The following is a 19,946-nucleotide window of genomic DNA, read 5'->3' on the forward strand; positions in this document are numbered from 1 at the left end:
GAACGACGGTCAGCCGGACGGATCGAACTCGTCGAGCAGGCGCTGGGACGCCTCGAAGAAGGGCCGCCCGACCATCACCCCGTCGACGGTGGTGATGCCCTGGCCGCTGCGCTGCCCAGCGGCCACCACCCGGCGCGCCGCCTCCAGCGACTCCGCGTCCGGGGAGAAGACCTCGTTGATGACGCCCACCTGGCCCGGATGCAGGGCGATCTTGCCGCTGAACCCGAGTTCCTGGGCCAGGACAGCCTCCTGCCGCAGCGCGGATAGATCCTGGAGGTGGAAGGTCGGCGAGTCGATCGCCTCGACCCCGGCGGCCCGGGCGGCGTTCACCAGCCGGCTACGGGCCTGCACCAGCGGTCCCCAGCGCAGCGGGATGCCGAGGGCGGACGCGTAGTCCGCCGACCCGAAGATCAAGGCCCGGGGGCGGGGGGACGCCCCCGCGATGGCCACGGCGTTCTCCACCCCGCGCGGCGTCTCGATGACTACGCAGAGGTCGAGGTCCGGGCGGACCGGGCGGAGCAGGCGCGCCACGATCTCGACGTCGCGCGGCGATTCGACCTTGGGCACCAGCACGATGGGCGGCGGTACCGGGTAGTCGCGTAGGGCGAGCAGGTCGCGCACCCCGTCGGGATCGCTTATCACGTTGATCCGGACGGCGCACCGGCGGCCGACCGCGCTGTGGTCCGTGAAGAACGCGCTGGCCAGGGAGCGGGCTTCGGCCTTGTCCTGGGCTGGCACCGAGTCCTCCAGGTCGACCAGACAGATGTCGGCCGCCGACCGGTGGCAGTTGGCGTACCTCTCGGTCGCGGTCGCCGGGGTGCAGAGCATGGAACGGCAGTACCGGGTGAACATCACGCCTCCCGGCGTACGTCGATGAGGACCTTGCCCTTGGTCGCGCGGGTGGCGACCGCCGCGTGTGCGAGGCCGACCTCATGCAGGGCGACGGTCCGGTCCACGTGCACCGCGACTCGCTCCCGGGCCGCCAGGTCGAACAGCCGCTCGGCGATTGTGCACAACAGCGCGCGGTTGTCGACCACGTGCCGCATCCAGAAGCCGGCGCACCCGATGGACCCCTGGGCCAACTGGGCGGTGGTCACCGCGACGACTCCGGCGGGGGTCCGCGGGTCCGTGGCACCGTCGCCGTCGGGTGGCCCGGGGGCACGCCAGCCCAGACAGACCAGCCGTCCGAACGGGGCCAAGCCAGCCAGAGCGGCCCGGGCCACCGTCCCGCCGACCGAGTCGACGAACAGGTCCACGCCGGTTCCGCCGGACGCCGCCCGTAGCCGGTCGGCCAGTTCCGGATCGGCCGGGTCCAGCGCCACGTCGACGCCGAGCCGGGTGACGAACTGCCGCTTTGCCTCGGTCGACGCCAGTCCGATCACCGGCGCGGCCCCGGCTGCGATGGCGAGTTGTACCGCGAGATGCCCGACGCCCCCGGCTGCGGCGGAGACCGCCACGCTCTCGCCGGCGCGCAGCCGACCGGCCAGGGACAGTGCCCCGTAGGCGGTGACGCCCTGCTCGAACAGGCCGAGCGCCTGGGCGTCGTCGATGCCCGCCGGAACCTCCACGGTGTACGCGTCCCGGGCCGCTGCCACCTCGGCGTAGCCGCCACCCTGACGGAGCAGGGCGACCACCCGCCGGCCGTCGGCCCGTCGACGCCCGACCGCCTCCACCCCGAGCACCGTGGGCAGCGGCGGCTGCGGGGGTACGCCGGCGGCCCGCTCCAGGTCGTCGAAGTTGACCCCGGTCAGCGTGATGTCGATGAGGCTTTCCCCGGGACCGGGTGAGGGTTCGGGTATCCGCTCGACGCGCAGCGCGTCGAAGGCCCCGGGTCGGCGCAGGACCACCGCCCGCATCCGCCGGCTCATCGCGACCACCGTCGGTCGAGGCGCGGCGGCCCAGCGGGCACCGCTCCCCGGCCATCGCGGCCGGTCCGTCGCGGCGGGGTGGAGCGGGTCATGACGGCCGGTCCGAGACGAGTTCCCCGAGCCTTAGGTGCAGTTCCTGGGCTGCGGGGAGGTCGGGGGCGACGGCGCAGCAGACGACGGTGCCGTCCCCCTCGACGTCGTCGGAGGTGAGCACGATTCCGGTGCGGTTGACCGGGTCGTAGGCCAGGCCTGCCGCCGCGAGCCGTCCGACGGCAGCCGTGAACGACGGTACCGCCCACCCGTCACGTTCCAGGAAGACCCGCTTCTCCCGGGGGCCGGGGTCAACGACGCGGCCGTCGAGCACCAGGTGCAGATGGGTGGTGCCGGTCAGGCGGCAGTTGGTCTCGGTGAACAGCACCCGCCCCTGCGGGGTGAGGATGGCGTCGGCGCTGACCACTCCCCGGTAGCCGAGCACGCGGAGGGACTCGACCAGCCGTTCGGCACCGTCGAGCAACTCCGTCATGCGCTGCGCGTCGATCGTCTGCGCGGGGGACACAGTGCCGACCGCCACCGGCTCCATCAGCAGTTCACCCACCCCGATCAGTTCGGCCGGCTTGTCGGTGACGAGGAACTCGGCGTAGACGGTGGCACAGCCCTGGAGGAACTGCTCCACCACCAACCGGTGCGCGCCCGCGGCGGTGAGCCACTCCCACCGCTGCCGCACGTACGACAGCAGTGCGGGACGGTCCGGCAACACCACCACCCGGGGCGCACCGACCGGCGCGATGCCGTCGGTGCGGCTGAGGATCTCGTTGCCGATTCCGCCCCCGTTGAACTCCAGCTTGACCATCACACTGTGACCCTGGTCGAAGAGGTCGGTGATCGCCTCCAGTGCCTCCTCCTGGCGGGCGACCACCGCACCGGGGGCGATCGGCACTCCGGCACCGGCGGCCAGTGCCCGGAACACGGCCTTGCTGTTCACCAGCGCGTCGCCCCCCTGGGCGCTGAACGGATAGCCGGGCAGGGCCGTCTCGGCGACCAGCGACCGGGCGAGTCGGGCGACGGCGAGATCCTTGTAGACGGCGACGATCTCCGTCGGCGGCCGGTAGCGCAGGGCGCAGCGTAGGTCGTGCAGGAGCCGTGGATCGGCAAGCCGGTCGGGGGTGAGGAGGTCCGCGCCGAGGCTGCCGGGAGGAGGGATCACCACGCTCAGCGAGGACGCGTCGGTTCCGGTCAGCTGGGTGACGTAGGTCAGGTAGTCCGCCGGTGGGGCGAACGGCAGTACCAGCACGTCGCCGTCGCGGGCGAACCAGAGCAGGCGCTGTGCGGCACATCCGCCGATCCGGAGCTGGTCGCGGGTCAGGGCCGCCAGCTCGCCGACCATCTCCCGGGTCCGGCTGTTGCCGATGATCAACGTGGTCATGACCGTCCCATCACCGTCGGCGGTGTTCTCGGACATGGTTGCGTCCAGTCGGGAATCGACCCGACAGTCGAGTGGGCAACAGAAGACAGGCCGGGCACCGCCGTGACCTGGACACCGACGCATCGTTTGATTTCGATGCCGCCGTCAACACGCTACCGATCGTCACCAATGATCGCAACGAGTGCTGCAACAGCCACGAGACGTTCCGGACCCCGCCCGGCATTCAACCGCGGCCACCAGGGGCGACCACCCACCGGACGCCGGGGCGGGGGAAACCGGTTCCGGGGTCCTCACCTGCGGAGACGATCGGGCCGAATCCCCACTGACGCCCGTCAATGTTGCCAGAGCGACTCCAGACGTGTTGGAATGGCTCATATCGCCGCAGCACGGGGGCAACCGTGCTGAGCACGGCCAGCACGGGAGCACCGCGGTACGGGTAGCACGCCACCCTGGCGGACGCCCGCACGTCACCGCGCCGGGCCATCGCCTGACGACGGGCATCCTGCCGGGCAGGCACCTGCACCTGCCGTGCGCACCCCTGGCACGTGCCCCCGACGACCGACGCGTTCGACGCCCCGAGCCGCGGTCGGTCCGCCAGCACCAGAACCGGCGACGAGGTGAGAAGCGATGAGTTCCCCAGAGAGTTCCGCGTGGTACCGGCACCGCCTGGTGTGGGTGGCGGTGATCCTGCTGGTGGTGTCGGTCGGCACGGTCGTGCTGGCCAACCGGGGCAGCACGGGTGCGGAGCCGGCGGATCTGCCGGCGCAGATCGTGGCCCGGATGCGTACCACGCTCGAACGGGCGGACCCGGCCCAGCACCAGCATGCCGGACACGACGCCCAGCAGGGTGCCGGCGCGGAGAAGCCGCCGGTGATCTGCGGGGTCCGCGTCTACGGCTACGAGCCGGCCGGGGCCACCACGTTCGCCGACGTCCGGACGGTCTACGGCTTCCACCTGTGCGGGATCGCCGAGCAGAAGCGCCCCTGGGACGTGGCGGTCAAGCTGGCCGGCCCGCTGATCATGGACATGTCCACCGACCCCCCGGGCATCAAGGTCGTCGAGGCGACCGCGGAGGTGAGGTTCATCGACCGGCTCCGGGAGATGTTCCCGCCCGCGTACGCGACGATGGCGCAGCAGGAGGCGCTCGGCGCGACGGAGATGGCCGACCTGCGTCGCCGCTACGACGCCGCCGCCAAGCTGTGACGCGCCGGGCGGCGTAGCGGTCGCCCCCGGCCACCGGACCCGGCACCCGATCCGCGGTGGTGCCGTGTCCCCGGTCCGTCGTGCCCGTCGCCGATCCGGTGATCTCGGACAGCTCGACCAGATCCGACACCTCGATCCAATCCGACTAAACATCGATCAACGTTGATATTTGTCGCCATAGGTGCCACAGTGGATTCGGGAGCATTCGCCTCCCGATGTCTCGTACCGACGAATGGAGGATGAACAGTGCGTTCACACCAGTCCGACCAATCCGGCGGACGTCCCCGGTCAACCGTCCGCCGGTCCCTCCAGGCGCTCGTCCTGATGTTCGCCATGGTGGTCGGTACGCTGCCCATGACCAGCCCCGCCCAGGCGCACGGGACGATCATCAACCCGGCGACCCGGGCGTACCAGTGTTGGCAGACCTGGGGCAGCCAGCACACCAACCCGGCCATGCAGCAGCAGGACCCGATGTGCTGGCAGGCGTTCCAGGCCAACCCGGACACCATGTGGAACTGGATGAGCGCGTTGCGCGACGGCCTGGCCGGCCAGTACCAGCCCAGCACCCCGGACGGGCAGCTGTGCAGCAACGCCCTGTCCCGGAACAACTCGCTGAACAGGGCCGGGGCGTGGAAGGCGACCACCGTCAGCCGCAACCTCACGGTCCAGATGTACGACCAGGCCAGCCACGGTGCGGACTTCTTCCGGGTCTACGTCACCAAGCAGGGGTTCAACCCGGCCACCCAGACGGTCGGGTGGGGCAACCTCGACCTGATCACCACGACCGGGCGGTACGCACCGGCACAGAACATCTCGTTCAACGTCTCGATCCCGTCGTCGCGTACCGGAAGCCACGTCCTGTTCTTCATCTGGAAGGCGTCGCACGCGGACCAGACCTACATGTGGTGCAGCGACATCAAGATCGCCTGATCGACGACGGAACACCCATCCGGCCCAGGGCTGCCCGCCCTGGGCCGGGTCCGTTCCCGGGTCGGGCCCCGGCCGCAGTCCCCTCCCCCGGGGCCGCCGGTTCAGGCGGGTCGGGGCGCGTCCCGTCGGCGTTCGTAGTCGGCGACCGTCGGGACGACGGGCAGCACGAACAGCAGGACGAGGTACGCCACCGCGAGCAGCCCACCGGTGAACAGGGTCAGCAGCAGCACGACGGTACGCACCCAGTCGACGCGGAACCCGCCGTACGCCGCGAGGCCGAGGCAGACGCCGCCGAACCACCCGCCCTCGGGGATCCGGCACCAGAACCGGCCGCGCACCCCCGCCCCGACGCCGGGCGGCGCGGGGTGGGCCGGCCCCACCGGACCGAGTTCGGCCAGGATGGCGGTCATCCGGGCACCGGTCACCGGGGCAGCCCCCGGGCCCGGGAGCGTGCTCAGCCGGTCGCCGACCGCGGCCTCCAGATCGCGCACGATCTCGTCGGCGTCCGGGTCGCCGCGCAGCGCACGTCGGGCGTCGTCGAGGTACCGGCGCAGGGCGTCGTACGCCTCGCGGGTGGCGGGATAGGCCGCGGTGTGCCCGGTGAGGCGGATGGCGGTGGAATCGTCCATGGTCATCGTCCAACCGAATCGATCATGCGGGTCAGGTCGTCCCAGTGCTCCCGGAACGCGGCGAGCTGCCGCCTGCCGGCGTCGGTGAGCAGGACGTACTTGCGGGGCGGCCCGGACGGCGACTCCCGCCACTCGTGGTGCACCAGCCCGTCCCGCCGGAGTTTGCTCAGCAGCGGGTACAGCGTGCCCTCCTGGGCGGGGAAGTTCACCTCCCGCAACGCGGCGAGGATCTCCGCCGCGTACCGCTGGCGGGACTCGACGGCGGCGAGCACGAGCGGTTCGAGCAGGCCGCGCCGTAACGCGACGAGCATCGGGTCGGCCTGCATGCCACTACCTTGCCACAGCAAGGTACCTGTCGCAACATGGAATGCACGGGCCGGGCCGGGTGCGCGGAGGGGCCGTCCCACCCCGGGAGATTCGACCGGGGTGACGCCGGAGCTGTTGTTACGGTGTCCCGCATGCTGCCCGACCGCTGCCGCAGGGTGTCCCCGTGACCGCGCCGCCGGTGCTGCGCGTGACGGACGCGGCCGTCGTCCGCGACGGCAGACCGATCCTGTCCGAGGTCTCCCTGACGGTACGGGCCGGCGAGCACTGGGCGCTGCTCGGTGCCAACGGGGCGGGCAAGAGCACGCTGCTCAGCCTCCTCGGGGCGGTCACCCATCCCACCCGGGGCACCGTCGAGGTGCTGGGTCACCGGCTGGGCCGGGTCGACCTGCGGGAACTGCGGTCCTCCGTCGGCCACGTCAATCCCCGGCACGACCCGGGTGCGCCGCTCACCGTGCGCGACGTCGTGCTGACCGGGCTGACCAACACCAACGACCGGATTCCCCGGTGGGCGCCGACACCGGAGCAGACCGCCGAGGCCGACCGGCTGATCGGCCTGCTCGGCCTCGGCGAGCGGCACGGGGCGCGGTGGCCCACCCTGTCGCAGGGGGAACGGGGCCGCACGCTCATCGCCCGCGCGTTGATGCCCAGGCCCCGGCTGCTGCTGCTCGACGAGCCCGCGACCGGCCTCGACGTGGCCGGCCGGGAACAGCTCATCGAACGGCTCGACGCGCTGCACCACACCTACCCGCAGCTCGCGTCCGTCCTGGTCACCCACCACCTGGAGGAGCTTCCTCCCGGGACGACCCACGTCATGCTGCTGCGGGACGGCCGCCCGCTGGCGTCGGGACCCGCCGACGAGGTCCTCACCAGCGACCAGGTCAGCAAGTGCTTCGACCATCCCGTCCGCCTCACCCGCACGGACGGGCGGTGGAGCGTTCGGGCGGGCCGGCCGGCCCGACGGTGAGCTGAGCCGGTGGGCGTTCGCCGGCCACCGACCGGGCTAGGCGCGGCCGGCCGAGACGTGGTGGCGGCCGATCGGCAGCATCAGCGGCCGGCCGGAGACCGGATCGACGATGACCCGGCTGTCCAGGCCGAAGACGGCCCGTACGCAGTCCTCGGTCAGCACCTCGGCCGGCGGTCCGGCGGCGTGCAGGCCACCGTCGGCGAGCGCGATGAGGTGGCCCGCGTAGCGGGCCGCCAGGTTCAGGTCGTGCAGCACCATCACGATGGTGGTGCCGCGCGTGGCGTTCAGGTCGGTGAGCAGGTCCAGCACCTCGACCTGGTGGCTGACGTCGAGGAAGGTGGTCGGCTCGTCGAGCAGCAGCAGCTCGGTCTGCTGAGCCAGCGCCATCGCGATCCACACCCGTTGGCGCTGGCCGCCGGAAAGCTCGTCGACCGACCGGTCGGCCAGGTCGGCGGTGTGGGTGGCGTCGAGGGCGGCGGCGACCGCGCGGTCGTCGTCCCTGCTCCAGCGGGACAGCAGCCGCTGGTGCGGGTTGCGGCCCCGGCCGACCAGGTCGGCCACGGTGATGCCCTCCGGGGCGATCGGCGACTGGGGCAGCAGGCCGAGGGTGCGGGCCAGTTCCTTGGCCGGCATCCGGTGCACCTCCCGGCCGTCGAGCATGACGTGACCGGTGCGCGGGGCGAGCAGCCGCGACATGGACCGCAGCAGGGTCGACTTCCCGCACGCGTTGGCGCCGACGATCGCGGTGATCCGGCCGGGCGGGACGAGCAGGTCGAGCGATTCGATGACGACGCGGTCGCCGTAGCCGACGGTCAGTTTCCGGGTCGTCAGTGCGTGGTCGGTGGTCACAGCGAGCCTCCGGCGCGGTTCGTGCGGACGAGCAGGTAGATGAGGTACGGGGCGCCGAGCACCCCGGTGATCACGCCCACCGGGAAGCGGATGTCGAAGGCGAACTGGCCGAGAAAGTCGGCGACCAGCACCAGCAGCGCGCCGACGAGGGCGGACGGCACCAGCGGTGAGCCGCCGGCCCCGACGAGCCGGGCGGCGATCGGCCCGGCCAGGAAGGCCACGAACGCGATCGGCCCGGTGGCCGAGGTGGCGAACGCGATCAGGCCGACGGCCGCGACGATCGAGACCAGCCGGGTACGTTCCAGCCGGGTGCCGAGCGCCGCGGCGGTGTCGTCGCCGAGTTGCAGCATGGTCAGGCTGCGGGCCCGGCTCAGCAGCACCGGGCCGAACAGGGCCAGCGCGGCCAGCACCGGCACCGTCTCGTCCCAGGTGGAGCCGTTGAGGCTGCCGTTGAGCCAGCGGGTCGCCGCCTGCAGGTCCCACTGGCCGGCCTGGTTGAGGATGTACGAGGTGGCGCTGTTGAGCATGGCGGCGATGCCGATGCCGATCAGCACCAGCCGGGTGCCGGCCACCCCGTCCTTGAATGACAGCAGGTAGATGAGCACGGCGACGCCGAGCGCGGCGACGATGGCGAAGACCGCGACGCCGGTCTCGCCGAGGCCGAGCACGATGATGGCGAAGGCCGCGGCGGCGCTCGCCGCCGAGCTGATGCCGATGATGTCGGGGCTGGCGAGCGGGTTGCGCATCATGGTCTGGAAGGTGACCCCGCCCATGCCGAAGCAGAGCCCGGTCGCCAGGGCGAGGACCGTGCGGGGCAGCCGGAGTTCACCCACGGTGAACGAGGCGCCGGGCACGGTCTCGCCGAGGATCACCCGCAGCACGTCGCCGGCCGGGTAGAAGGTCCGTCCGACCATCAGCGAGACGACGACCATGGCGGCCACCGCCAGGGTGAGGGCGGCGAGCACGGCGCGGCGTCGTCGGTTGCGCCGGACCCGGCCGCGGGTGACGGCCGCCAGGGTCGTGGTGCTCACAGTTCGCGTACCTTCTGCCGGCGGACGATGTAGATGAAGAAGGGCGCGCCGATCAGGGCGGTGATGATGCCGGCCTCGATCTCGTCGGGGCGGTTGACCACCCGTCCGGCGACGTCCGCGACGGTCAGCAGTGCCGCGCCGACCAGGGTCACGAACGGCAGCAGCCAGCGGTGGTCGAGTCCGACGAGCAGCCGGCACAGGTGCGGCACGATCAGGCCGACGAAGGCGATCGGTCCGGCGACCGCGGTGGCCGCGCCGCAGAGCACCACCGCACCGGCGGCGGCGATCCCCCGCACGAGGGCGACGCGTTCGCCGAGGCCGGCGGCGAGTTCGTCGCCGAGCGCGAGGGAGTTCAGTGCCCGGGCGCACAGCAGGCAGACGGCCAGCCCGGCGAGCAGGAACGGCAGGACCTGGCCGATGCTGTCCCAGCTGGCCCCGCCGACGCCGCCGACCTGCCAGGACTGGAAGTTCTCGGCGATGTCGCCGCGGGGCAGCACGACCGCGGCCACCAGCGACGCGAGGGCGGCGGAGGTGGCCGCCCCGGCCAGGGCGATCTTGAGCGGGGTCGCGCCGCCGCGACCGAGCGAGCCGACCGCGTAGACGAACAGCGAGGACACCGCCGCGCCGGCGATGGCGACCCAGATGTACGCGGTGGCGGTGTACAGGCCGACGGTGGCCATGCCGACCGCGATGGCCAGCATCGCGCCCATGTTCACCCCGAGGATGCCCGGGTCGGCGAGCGGGTTGCGGGTGACGCCCTGCATCACGGCGCCGGACAGGGCAAGGGCCGCGCCGACGAGGGCCGCGAGCACCGTACGGGGCAGGCGTTTGACCACGGCCGCCTGGTCGAGGGTGTCCTGGGTGCCGCCGAGCGCGGCGGTGATGTCGGCCCAGCCGACGATCCGGGAGCCGAAGGCCACCGACGCGACCAGGGTGAGGGCCAGTGCGCCGAGGACGACCAGGAGCCAGGTCAGCCGCGTCGGGGCCGGGCGTCGCCGCAGGGCGACGTCCGGCCCGGATGTCGTCAGACCGGTCATCAGAGCTTGTCGGCGGCTTTGCCGAGCAGGTCGACGTAGTCCTTGAGGACGTACGAGACGCCGAGCGGCGTCGGGTTGGCGGCGGTGGCGACGGGGGTGCTGCCGGGCAGGGAGACGAAGGAGCCGCGCTTGATCGCGGGGATCTTGGACAGCAGCGGGTCCTTCTGGAGGGTGGCCAGGGTGGTGCCGTCGGCGTCGCCGTAGGTCACGATGATGTCCACGTCGCTGAGGTTCTGCACCTGCTCGGCGCTCTGGGTGAGGCTGAACTCCTTGGTCGTCGCGGAGGCCTTCGCGATGCTCTCCGGGTGGGTCATGCCGAGGTCGGTGAAGAACTGGGCCCGGGTGTCGTTCGTGGTGTAGAAGCTGATCTTGCTGAGGTCGGTCGGGTCGAGGTGGGTCAGGAACATCGCCGAACGGCCGGCCAGCTTCGGGTAGCGCGCCGCCTCGTCCTTCATCTGCTGCTCGATCTTCGCGATCAACGCGTCGCCCTCGGCGGCCAGGCCGAGGGCCTTGCTCTCCAGCTTGATGCTGTCGCGCCAGGAGGTGGCCCAGGGCGCCTGCGGGTACGCGACGACCGGCGCGATCTTGGTCAGGGTGTCGTAGTCCTGCTTGGTCAGGCCGGAGTAGGCGGCCAGGATGACGTCCGGCCTGGTGTTCGCCACCGCCTCGAAGTCGATGCCGTCGGTCTCGTCGAACAGCACCGGGGTCGACGCGTCGAGTTCCTTGAGCCGTGCGGCGTCCCAGGGCAGCAGGCCGTCGCCGTCCTCGTCACCGAAGTTGGCCTTGGCGTAGCCGACCGGGACGACGCCCAGGGCGAGGGGCACCTCGTGGTTGGCCCAGTTGACGGTGGCGACCCGCTCGGGCTTCTTCGCGATCGTGGTGGTGCCCAGCGCGTGGGTGACGGTCAGCGGGAAGGTCGCCGCCGCCGACCCGGACGCGGCGGGCTCCTCGTCGGTGCCGGCGGACCCGCCGCAGGCGGCGAGGGCGAGCGTGGTGGTGGCCGCGACGATTCCGGCGAGCAACCGGGAGGGGCGCATACGGAGTACTCCAACTCACATAGTAAGGACAGGCTTACCTAAAACTTGATCGGTAAAGTACTCCACGTTCCTGAGCCGTTGACCAGGGGGTTCTACGTAGTGAGCAAGGTCAGTACCGGCGCCGCCGTCCTGCGCCGGGCGGTCGCCCGCAACGGGCGACGCCTCTGGACCGGTACGGCGTTGGCCGGCGTCTACCAGCTCTGCGCAGCCCTGGTGCCGATCCTCATCGGCGTCATCGTCGACCGGGCCGTCGCCACCGGCGAGCTGACCGCGCTGCTCGGCTGGACCACGACCCTGGCCGTGGTCTATCTCGTCCTGGTCGTGACGTACCGCTTCGGCGCGCGGCACCTGCAACGGGCCATCGCCGAGGAGGGCCACCAACTGCGGGTCGAACTGGCGGAGAAGATCCTCCACCCACGCGTGCTCCGCACCGGGCGGCACACCGGCGACCTGCTCGCGGTCACCACCACCGATGCCGAGTACACCTCCTACCTGCTCGACCACATTCCACGGATCACCAGCGCGCTGGTGGCGGTCACGGTCAGCGCGGTCGCGCTGCTGCTGATCTCGACGCCACTCGGGCTGACCGTGCTGATCGCCATCCCGGCCGTGCTGGCGGTCCTCACCCTCACCGCCCCACTGATCGCCAGGCGCGTCAAGGACCAGCAGGACCAGGCCGGTCGGGCCACCGCGCTCGCCACGGACCTGGTCACCGGGCTGCGCCCGCTGCGCGGCATCGGCGCGCAGGACGCCGGGGTGCAGCGGTACCGCCGGGTGAGCCGGCACAGCCTGGCGGCCATGCTGCGCGCCTCCCGGACCCAGAACGCCTACCTGGGCGCATCCACCATGCTGAGCAGCCTGCTGGCCGGAGGCATCGCGCTCATGGCGGGCTGGTTCGCGCTGACCGGCCGCATCACCGTCGGCCAGTTCATCACGGTGATCGGCTCCGCGCAGTTCCTCGTCGAACCGTTCGGCGTGCTCGCGGTCGTACCCGGCTGGACGGCTGCCGCCCGCGCGGCGGCGGACCGGGTCGCCGCCGTCCTGCGGGCCGACGTGGTCCTGCCGCCCGGCACCGCCGCGCCCGACGGCTGCGAGCTGCGCCTGACCGACGTGACGTACGGCCCGCTGACCGGTCTGCACCTGCACGTCCGCGCCGGGGAGTTCGTCGGCGTGGTGGCCCGCCGGCCGGCGGACGCCGAGGCGCTGGCGCGGCTGCTGGCGGTGCCCGACGGCCACGCGGGTGACATTCTGCTCGGCGGCGAACGGCTGGAGACCGTGGACCGGAGCCGGGCGCGCCACCTGCTGCACAGCGAACCGCACCGCACCGACCTGTTCACCGGCACCCTCGCCACGAACGTCGCCCTGCACGACGACGACGGCGGACGGCTGGACGAGGCCCTGCGCGCCGCGGCCGCCGACGAGGTGGCGCACCTGCATCCGGAGGGCCTGCGGATGCAGGTCACCGAACGCGGCGCGAACCTCTCCGGCGGCCAGCGGCAACGCGTCGCGCTCGCCCGCGCGCTGCTCGCCGGACCGCCGCTGCTGGTCCTGCACGACCCGACCACCGCCGTCGACGCGGTCACCGAACAGGCCGTCGCCGGCGGCATCCGTACGCTGCGGCACGGGTCGGGCGGCGGTTACGGCACCGTCGTCATCACCAGCAGTCCGACGTTGCTCGCTGCCACCGACCGGGTCGTGTTCATCGCCGACGGCGTCGTCGCCGCCGAGGGCACGCACGCCGAACTCGTCACCCACGACGACAACTACCGCCGGGCGGTGCTGCGGTGACGTCCCCGATCCTGCCCGTGGCCAGCCCGCGCGAGAGCAGGGCGTGGCTCGGCGCGCAACTACGGGCCCGCCGGGGCGTCGCCTTCGGCACACTGGTCGTCGGGCTGCTCGCCGCCGCCACCGCGATCGTTCCCGCCTACGCCTTCGGCCTGCTGGTCGACCGGGTCCGCGCCGGGGGCGGCACCGAGGTGCTCGTTCCGGTCGCCGTGCTCATCGTGACCGCCGCGGTCGTCGGTGGCCTGGCCACCGGCGTCAGCGCCCACCTGATCCGCCGGTTGGGCGGACACCTCCTCGCCGACCTGCGCGAACGCACCCTGGACGTCGCGCTGCGGCTGCCCGTGGCGGTGCTCGACCGGACGGGCCGGGGCGACCTGGTCTCGCGGGTCGGCGCGGACGTCAGCGCCATCGACCGGGCCGTCACCGAGGTCCTGCCCACCCTGGTCTCGGCCCTGCTGCTGGCCGCGATCAGCCTCGGCACGATCGTCGGCATCGACTGGCGGCTCGGGCTTGCCGGCGCGGTCGCCGTCCCGCTCTACGTGCTCGCTTCGCGGTGGTACCTCCCCCGGGCCGCGCCGGCCTACGCGGCCGAGCGGGTCGCCATCGCGCAGCGGTCCCAGCAGTTCGTCGAGAGCGTGCAGGGCATCCCCACGGTGCACGCCTACCGGCTGGAGGACCGCCACCTCGGCGGCATCGCGGCGGCCTCCGCCCACGCCCGGGACCTCTCGACGAGCGTGTTCGCCCTCTACACCCGGTTCGTGGGATGGATCAACGGGGCGGAGCTGGCCGGGCTCGGCGCGGTGCTGGTGGTGGGGTTCCTGCTCGTACGCCGGGAAGCCGTCACCCTCGGTGAGGTGTCGGCTGCCGCGTTGCTGCTGCACCGGCTGTTCGGCCCGGTCCTGCAACTGATGGTCACCTTCGACAAGGCCCAGGACGCGGGGGCGAGCCTGGCCCGCCTCGTCGGGGTGCTCGGCACGGACCCGGACCGTCGCGCGGGCGGCACCGCGCCGTCGACGCACGACCTCGTCCTGACCGACGTCGGTTTCAGCTACGACGGGGCCACGCCGGTGCTGCGCGACGTCTCCCTGCGGGTCGGATCGGGCCGGGTGGTCGCGCTGGTCGGTTCCACCGGCGCCGGGAAGACCACCGTCGCGTCGATCGCCGCCGGGATCCTGCGACCCGGGCACGGGACGGCCACCCTGGGCGGCGTTCCCGTCTCCGAGCTGCCCGCCCGGACGATCGCCCTGGTCAGTCAGGAGACCCACGTGTTCGCCGGCCGGCTCGGTGAGGACCTGCTGCTGGCCCGGCCGCAGGCGTCGCCGGACGAACTCACCGCCGCCCTGGACCGCGTCGGTGCCCTGTCCTGGGCGCTCACCCTCCCCGACGGGTTGGACACCGTGGTCGGCGAGGGCGGCCACCCGCTGACCGCGGCGCAGGCGCAGCAGTTGGCGCTCGCCCGGGTGGTGCTGCTCGACCCGGCGGTCGTGGTGCTGGACGAGGCGACCGCGGAAGCCGGCAGCGCGGGTGCGCGCGATCTCGAACAGGCCGCCGCCGCGGCGTTGGCGGGACGCACCGCGCTGGTCGTCGCCCACCGCCTCACCCAGGCCGTGACCGCGGACCAGATCATCGTCATGGAACACGGCGAGATCGTCGAGAGTGGCCCGCACGCCGAGCTGATCGGGGCGGGCGGCAGCTACGCCCGGCTGTGGGCGGCGTGGACCGCCCGGGCCGACGACGACGCCCCGGGGTCCCCGGTGGTCGGCGGCGACCCGTCGGTGCCGCAGCGGCGGCACGCGCGGTGGACCGGGCCGCCGCTGACCGCTCAGCGGGAGTAGAACTCCACCACGAGCTGCTCGTCGCAGATCACCGGAACCTCGTGCCGGGCGGGCTCGCGCAGCAGGGTGACGCGCAGCCCGCTCAGCTCCACCGACAGGTACGGCCGGGGGCGGTCGTCGGCGTGCGCGCCGGCGGCGGCGAGCTGGAACGGCGGCAGGGCCCGGCTGCGTTCGCGCACCGCGACCACCTGGCCGGGCCGCAGCCGGTACGAGGGCCGGTCGACCTTGTGTCCGTCGACGCTGAAGTGGCCGTGCCCGACGAGCTGACGTGCCTGGTAGATGCTGCGGGCCAGCCCGGCCCGCAACACCACCGCGTCGAGTCGCCGTTCCAGGAGCGCGACCAGCGACTCGCCGGTCTTCCCGACGCCCCGGGCGGCCTCGTCGAACGTCCGGCGCAGTTGGGCCTCGCTGACGTTGTACTGGTGGCGCAGCCGCTGCTTCTCCAGCAGCCGCACCTGGTAGTCGGAGGTCTTGCGCCGGTTGCGGCCGTGCACGCCCGGCGGGTAGGGGCGCCGCTCGAAGTACCGCACGCACTTGCGGGTCAGCGGGATGCCGAGAGCACGGGAGAGCCGGGCCTTGGGGCGGGGGTGGTTCACGTTCGACGTCTCCGATCGCATGGTCTAGCCTGCTAGTTAGGTAAGGCTAACCTACATTGAGGAGATCGGGATCATGCGACCCAGCCCGGCGGAGATCGTGCGCACCCTCGTCGCGGGCCGACTGCCCGCCCTCGCCCACCTGGCCCGCGTTCCCGGCCCGCAGCAGGTCCGGCACGCCACCGACCCGCAGGGCCGGGTGCTGCTGCTGGTGCCCGCGCCCGGCGACCTCGCCACGGCGCTCACCCCGCCCACCGGGGACACCGACGTCGCCACGGTCCTCGACGTGCTCGACCTGCCGCCCACCGCCGGCGCACCGTCGCTCGGCCGGGCCTGGCTGTCCGGCTGGGCCGAACCCCTCGACGGCGACGGGGCGCGGCAGGCCGCAGTGGACTTCGCCGCCACCCGACCGACAGGCGACCTGCTCGACGTGGGCAGCCGGTTCCTGCTGCACCGGTTCGCGGTGACCGAGGTCCGCTGGGAACGTGCCGGCGCGACGCGACGGATCGACCCGCAGGCGTACGCGCAGGCCGAACCCGACCCGTTGCACGCGGCCGAGGCGGACCTGGTGGCCGACCTCGCCGACCACCACGCCGAGCAGGTCGCGGCCCACCTGCGCCGGCAGTTGAAGCTGCCCGGGACCGAGTCGCCCCGGGTGGTCCGGATCGACCGGTACGGCCTGCTCGTCGCCCACGGCCGGCCCGGCGCCCTCCGCCGGACCCGGGTGGGCTTCGCGCAACCCGTCGCCGACGTCGACGAGCTGTCCCGGCTGCTGCACCCGATGCTCTGCCCCCGGCAGGCCGCCGCCTGAGCCGGACGCGGACCACTCCCCCGATCCGGGGTCCCGACCGTCCGGGTCAACCGGTTCCGGACGACGGCCGACGCGGTGGATCGACGGATCCGGGTTTCGCCGGTTGCCGGTTACGGGTAGCGGGTGGCCGTGAACCGCGATCTCGCCACGGCGTTGCAGGCCGCCTGGGGCCTGCCGGAGTTCCGCGACGGGGTGCGCCACGTCGTCGACCTCGACGAGGTGGCGCTGCTGCTGGCCGCGCTGTCCGTCCCGGAGCATGACCGCGAGGTGGAACGCAGCCTGCTGCGGCTGCTGCGGTCCAGCCTGGACACGACCGAGATCCGGGAGGCGGTGTTGCTGCTGCTGGAGCGCGACGAGGTACGCCGGCCGCTCCTCGCGGCGGTGGTGCGACCGCGTGCCGACCGACCGGGTCAGGCCGCCGCCATCACCTCGGCGGCCGAGGACCCCGGGGTGCGGCGCGAGGTACGCGCCGTGCTGGACAACGCCCGGGTGCGCGCACTGGTCTGGCAGGCGGTCGAGAGCCAGGTGGACGCCGACCGGGTCGGCCTGGTCCGCCGCGCCGCCGTGCTGTTCATCCGACACCCGAGCGTTCCCCGCCTCGCCTGGGCCCTGCGCCGCCACGGCGTCCTACGCGAACTGCGTCGTACCGCCGCGTCGGGCGATGACGCAGCGGCCTGACGAGCCGGTCCTACACTTCTGCCATGTTCGAGTACCACGGGTGGATCACCCTCCGCCCGACAGCCGACGCGGTCGACGACGAACCACCCCTGCGCCTCGACGAAGTCCAGGATCTGATCACCGGGTACACCGGTCTCGGACTGGTGGATCTCCGCCCGGTCAACGGCGCGTACCACGTCCATCTCGGTGGGTTCCGCAACCACCGGGGCGCCCGGGACGCCGACGTCATCGAGCTGTTCACCAGGATCGGTCGCCTCGCCCCGGGGTCCTACGGGCTGCTGCACGTCCACGACGACGAGGACCCCGGGCACGAACTGGCCTTCCGGGTCTACCGGCTGGTCCGAGGAGCCGTCACCGAACACGCCGACCAGCTTCTGTCGCCGGTGATCCCCACCCTCGAAGACGAGTACGTCATCTGACCATGGCAGGGTCCGTCGCCCGCGATCGCGAGCGGCGTGCGCGAAGGTGGGCGATGCCGGGGCATCCGGCCAGGGGGTGACGATGGGGCAACCGACACTGTTCCTGACCGTGGGACTCCCCTGCACCGGGAAGACCACGACGGCACGGCGTATCGAGACCGAGCACAGTGCGCTTCGTCTGACGAAGGACGAGTGGGTGAAGGCGCTCTACGGACCCGGGAATCCTCCCCTGCCGGGGGCCGTGATCGAGGGGCGGCTCATCCAAATCGGGCTGCGCGCTCTCGAACTCGGCACCAACGTCGTGCTCGACTACGGCCTGTGGAGCCGCGACGAGCGTTCCGCCCTGCGCCGGGCCGCAGTGGACCTGGGCGCGAGGGTGGAGCTGCACTACTGCGCGCTCACCCCGTCCGAGCAGCGCAGACGGCGTGACCAACGCCAGGCTGACGCACCGCACACGACCTGGCCGATGTCCGACGGGGAACTCGCCGAGTGGGCCGCCTGCCTCGACGTTCCCACGCCGGGCGAGCTCGACGGCAGCGAGCCCATCGACGGTCCGCCGCCGGGATTCACGACGTGGGAGCAGTGGCGCCGACACCGCTGGCCGCCGTCGGTCCACTGACCCCGGCCGGCTCAGCTCAGCGCGCAGGGCGTCCCGTTGAGGGTGAACGCGGACGGGCTGCCGGTGTCGCCGGTGTGGTCGGCCACGAACCCGATGGCGATCGAGGCGCCCGGCCCGATGGTGACGTGGTCGTCCAGGCCACGGGCCGTGACGGTGCCGCTGGACGGCGAGTACACCGCGTTCCAGCCGGTGGTGATGCGTTGCCCGGTGGGCAGCGGGAACGTCAACCGCCAGGAGGTGATCGTGGTGACGCCGGTGTTGGTGACGGTGATGCTGCTGGTCAGGTAGGTGTCCCAGGTGTAGACCGAATACCGGACGGTGCAGGCGGCCCCGCTGGGCGGCGGGCTGCTCGGCACGGCGGTGCCGGAGGGCGGGGTCGTGCCGGCCGAGGCCGCGGTGGGTGCGCTGACGGCGTCGAGGGCGGCGGCCAGCGTCACGACCGCCGCGGCGGCACCGAGAAGGCTGCTTGTCAGTCTCATGGCGGCTGTGGTTTCTCCGGGGACGGCGCACGGCTGCGCGGCGGAGCGAGGGATGCCGGACGGCACCGGGTGTCGGTGACCCTCGCGGGCACCAATGCTAATCGACTTTCTTCGATCAGGTGACAGTCCGGGAAGCCGTCGCGCGCATCGATGGTTGTCTTTTTTGCCGGTCCTGGCGTCATCTGACGGCGGACCCCACGACGGTATTTCCCGGCACGTTCACGGCTCTTCAACGACGTCATCGCGTCGACACGGCATCGCAACACGCCGGACTCGGCGTCCCCCGCCGATGGGAGAAAACCTGTCATGGGCAAGGTAGGAAAGCGTGTCCGCCGCTCGACGCTGGCCGTCCTCACGGGCGCGGCACTGGCCGGGCTGCTGGCGGTCACCGCCGCCGCCGCGGCACCCGGCGAGGCACCGCAGGGCAAGGCCGCCGCGGCGGCCCGTACCGACGTCTACATGAAGGACGTCGCCGCCGACACCGGCATCCAGCCACACTCGTACGGCCCGCTGTGGGCCAGCCCCGACATCAAGGTCTGCCCGACCGCCGTGGAGTGCGCCGTCAGTCAGAACCCGATCGTCGGGGTCACCAACTATCTGTTCCTGAAGGTGCGCAACAACGGCCCGTACGGCTCGGGCATCGACAACGGGGTGCTGCGGGTCTACCGGACGACCCCGGGCGGCGGCGCCACCTGGCCGACGCACTGGACCCAGATCGGCGCGGTCAGCGTGCCCGTCTACCCCGGCGTCACCACGGTGACGATCCCGTGGACCGGCGTGCCCGGACCGGGCCACTTCTGCCTGCTGGCCCGCTGGGTGTCACCCACCGACCCGATGACCTTCGAGGGCCCGAGCACCAGCGTCAACACCCAGTACAACAACAACATCGCCTGGCGCAACGTCGACTCGGTCCGGCTCGTCTCGGGCGGACCGCGGGTCGTCCGCCCGTTCGCCATCGGCAACGTGACCGCCGCGGAGACCAAGAACGACCTGGTCTTCACCCAGCCGGCCGAGCAGGCCCGGGGCGCCCGGGTCTTCGTCGACCTCGGCCCGACCCTGTTCGAGCGCTGGCAGGCCACCGGCAAGGTCGGCACGGGCATCCGGCAGGTCGGCAAGACCGAACTGGAGATCGTGGAACCGACGAAGGCCAGCATCAGCGGGCTGGTGTTGAAGCCCGGTGAGCGCATCGAGTTCTCGCTGGCCTTCTCGGCCGACACCACCCTGGCCAAGGAGACCGCGCTCAACGTGACCCAGTTCGGGCCGGACGCCGACGGCACCGAGCGGGCTGACCTCGGCGGGGTGCAGTACCTGCTGGCGGGCGAGCAGCGGGGGTAACGCCGCCGCCACCTCCAGGTGGGGCGCGGGCCGTCCGGCCCGCGCCCCACCGTCGTCGGTCGGGTCGGGGCCGGACACCGGCCGCACCGGGCCG

At 72.6% G+C, this 19,946-nt stretch carries 21 protein-coding genes; 10 read left to right on the forward strand and 11 right to left on the reverse strand.

Annotation, left to right across the window (positions count from 1 at the left end; genetic code table 11):
* Nucleotides 1-9 precede the first annotated feature (9 nt).
* The 3 genes from FJK98_RS21020 to FJK98_RS21030 all read right to left on the reverse strand — a co-directional run bounded on the left by FJK98_RS21020 (nucleotide 10) and on the right by FJK98_RS21030 (nucleotide 3,291).
* Complete coding sequence (locus FJK98_RS21020) at nucleotides 10-852, reverse strand: CoA ester lyase (protein ID WP_145922906.1); 843 nt, start codon at nucleotides 850-852, stop codon at nucleotides 10-12.
* A complete protein-coding gene (locus FJK98_RS21025; protein WP_205789542.1) occupies nucleotides 852-1,856 on the reverse strand; it encodes a zinc-binding dehydrogenase in 1,005 nt (334 codons plus the stop codon). Before FJK98_RS21025 ends, FJK98_RS21020 begins: the two co-directional genes overlap by 1 nt.
* Nucleotides 1,857-1,956: 100 nt before the next feature.
* The gene (locus FJK98_RS21030) at nucleotides 1,957-3,291 is read right to left on the reverse strand and encodes a peptide ligase PGM1-related protein (protein WP_145922907.1); all 1,335 of its coding nucleotides are present in this window, start codon (nucleotides 3,289-3,291) and stop codon (nucleotides 1,957-1,959) included.
* Between the two features lie 627 nt (nucleotides 3,292-3,918).
* On the opposite strand from FJK98_RS21030, the gene FJK98_RS21035 reads away from it, so the two are divergent.
* Nucleotides 3,919-4,494, forward strand: a complete 576-nt coding sequence (locus tag FJK98_RS21035; protein WP_145920563.1) for a hypothetical protein — start codon at nucleotides 3,919-3,921, stop codon at nucleotides 4,492-4,494.
* A 354-nt stretch (nucleotides 4,495-4,848) separates the two neighbouring features.
* Nucleotides 4,849-5,424 (forward strand): lytic polysaccharide monooxygenase, encoded by a 576-nt coding sequence (locus FJK98_RS21040; protein WP_240762211.1) that lies wholly within the window; start codon nucleotides 4,849-4,851, stop codon nucleotides 5,422-5,424.
* Between the two features lie 101 nt (nucleotides 5,425-5,525).
* Here FJK98_RS21040 and FJK98_RS21045 read toward each other — a convergent pair whose 3' ends face one another.
* Nucleotides 5,526-6,059: a PspC domain-containing protein gene (locus FJK98_RS21045; protein ID WP_145920564.1), complete on the reverse strand. Its 534-nt coding sequence runs from the start codon at nucleotides 6,057-6,059 to the stop codon at nucleotides 5,526-5,528.
* On the reverse strand, nucleotides 6,056-6,379 hold the full coding sequence (locus FJK98_RS21050) for a PadR family transcriptional regulator (protein WP_205789095.1): 324 nt from the start codon (nucleotides 6,377-6,379) through the stop codon (nucleotides 6,056-6,058). The genes FJK98_RS21045 and FJK98_RS21050 overlap by 4 nt, the downstream gene beginning before the upstream one ends.
* 164 nt (nucleotides 6,380-6,543) lie before the next feature.
* Here FJK98_RS21050 and FJK98_RS21055 point away from each other — a divergent pair, with 164 nt between their 5' ends.
* Nucleotides 6,544-7,344: an ABC transporter ATP-binding protein gene (locus FJK98_RS21055; RefSeq protein ID WP_194821496.1), complete on the forward strand. Its 801-nt coding sequence runs from the start codon at nucleotides 6,544-6,546 to the stop codon at nucleotides 7,342-7,344.
* A 36-nt stretch (nucleotides 7,345-7,380) separates the two neighbouring features.
* Here the strand turns inward: FJK98_RS21055 and FJK98_RS21060 are convergent, their stop codons facing one another.
* Genes FJK98_RS21060 through FJK98_RS21075 form a run of 4 tightly spaced genes read right to left on the reverse strand, consistent with a single transcriptional unit; the run spans nucleotide 7,381 to nucleotide 11,298 of the window.
* Complete coding sequence (locus tag FJK98_RS21060; protein WP_145920566.1) at nucleotides 7,381-8,193, reverse strand: ABC transporter ATP-binding protein; 813 nt, start codon at nucleotides 8,191-8,193, stop codon at nucleotides 7,381-7,383.
* Nucleotides 8,190-9,224 carry an iron chelate uptake ABC transporter family permease subunit gene (locus tag FJK98_RS21065; RefSeq protein WP_145920567.1) on the reverse strand — a complete coding sequence of 345 codons (1,035 nt, stop codon included), beginning with the start codon at nucleotides 9,222-9,224 and terminating at the stop codon, nucleotides 8,190-8,192. The genes FJK98_RS21060 and FJK98_RS21065 overlap by 4 nt, the downstream gene beginning before the upstream one ends.
* Nucleotides 9,221-10,261 (reverse strand): iron ABC transporter permease, encoded by a 1,041-nt coding sequence (locus FJK98_RS21070; RefSeq protein ID WP_145920568.1) that lies wholly within the window; start codon nucleotides 10,259-10,261, stop codon nucleotides 9,221-9,223. The genes FJK98_RS21065 and FJK98_RS21070 overlap by 4 nt, the downstream gene beginning before the upstream one ends.
* Complete coding sequence (locus FJK98_RS21075; protein ID WP_145920569.1) at nucleotides 10,261-11,298, reverse strand: iron-siderophore ABC transporter substrate-binding protein; 1,038 nt, start codon at nucleotides 11,296-11,298, stop codon at nucleotides 10,261-10,263. The genes FJK98_RS21070 and FJK98_RS21075 overlap by 1 nt, the downstream gene beginning before the upstream one ends.
* A 99-nt stretch (nucleotides 11,299-11,397) precedes the next feature.
* Here FJK98_RS21075 and FJK98_RS21080 point away from each other — a divergent pair, with 99 nt between their 5' ends.
* Both FJK98_RS21080 and FJK98_RS21085 read left to right on the forward strand, forming a co-directional pair.
* Entirely contained in the window at nucleotides 11,398-13,086 is a 1,689-nt protein-coding gene (locus tag FJK98_RS21080) for an ABC transporter ATP-binding protein (RefSeq protein WP_145920570.1), read from the forward strand.
* On the forward strand, nucleotides 13,083-14,918 hold the full coding sequence (locus tag FJK98_RS21085; RefSeq protein WP_145920571.1) for an ABC transporter ATP-binding protein: 1,836 nt from the start codon (nucleotides 13,083-13,085) through the stop codon (nucleotides 14,916-14,918). The genes FJK98_RS21080 and FJK98_RS21085 overlap by 4 nt, the downstream gene beginning before the upstream one ends.
* Here FJK98_RS21085 and rpsD read toward each other — a convergent pair.
* Nucleotides 14,906-15,514, reverse strand: a complete 609-nt coding sequence (gene rpsD / locus FJK98_RS21090; RefSeq protein ID WP_145922910.1) for a 30S ribosomal protein S4 — start codon at nucleotides 15,512-15,514, stop codon at nucleotides 14,906-14,908. The two genes, FJK98_RS21085 and rpsD, sit on opposite strands and share 13 nt — an antisense overlap.
* Nucleotides 15,515-15,587: 73 nt before the next feature.
* Between rpsD and FJK98_RS21095 the strand changes: the two genes are divergently transcribed.
* The 4 genes from FJK98_RS21095 to FJK98_RS21110 all read left to right on the forward strand — a co-directional run bounded on the left by FJK98_RS21095 (nucleotide 15,588) and on the right by FJK98_RS21110 (nucleotide 18,038).
* Nucleotides 15,588-16,322: a DUF2470 domain-containing protein gene (locus tag FJK98_RS21095; protein WP_145920572.1), complete on the forward strand. Its 735-nt coding sequence runs from the start codon at nucleotides 15,588-15,590 to the stop codon at nucleotides 16,320-16,322.
* A gap of 129 nt (nucleotides 16,323-16,451) precedes the next feature.
* Entirely contained in the window at nucleotides 16,452-17,000 is a 549-nt protein-coding gene (locus FJK98_RS21100; RefSeq protein WP_145920573.1) for a hypothetical protein, read from the forward strand.
* A 23-nt stretch (nucleotides 17,001-17,023) separates the two neighbouring features.
* On the forward strand, nucleotides 17,024-17,419 hold the full coding sequence (locus FJK98_RS21105) for an Imm7 family immunity protein (protein ID WP_145920574.1): 396 nt from the start codon (nucleotides 17,024-17,026) through the stop codon (nucleotides 17,417-17,419).
* Nucleotides 17,420-17,501: 82 nt separating this feature from the next.
* A complete protein-coding gene (locus FJK98_RS21110; protein WP_145920575.1) occupies nucleotides 17,502-18,038 on the forward strand; it encodes an ATP-binding protein in 537 nt (178 codons plus the stop codon).
* Between the two features lie 11 nt (nucleotides 18,039-18,049).
* On the opposite strand, the gene FJK98_RS21115 is transcribed toward FJK98_RS21110, so the two are convergent.
* A complete protein-coding gene (locus FJK98_RS21115; protein WP_145920576.1) occupies nucleotides 18,050-18,517 on the reverse strand; it encodes a cellulose binding domain-containing protein in 468 nt (155 codons plus the stop codon).
* Between the two features lie 306 nt (nucleotides 18,518-18,823).
* Here FJK98_RS21115 and FJK98_RS21120 point away from each other — a divergent pair, with 306 nt between their 5' ends.
* Nucleotides 18,824-19,852, forward strand: coding sequence for a hypothetical protein (locus FJK98_RS21120; protein WP_145920577.1), 1,029 nt, complete (start codon nucleotides 18,824-18,826; stop codon nucleotides 19,850-19,852).
* Nucleotides 19,853-19,946: the final 94 nt, after the last annotated feature.

Origin of the sequence: Micromonospora sp. HM134 (assembly GCF_007833915.1) — a bacterium.
In the GTDB taxonomy this organism is placed as follows: Bacteria; Actinomycetota; Actinomycetes; order Mycobacteriales; family Micromonosporaceae; genus Micromonospora; species Micromonospora wenchangensis.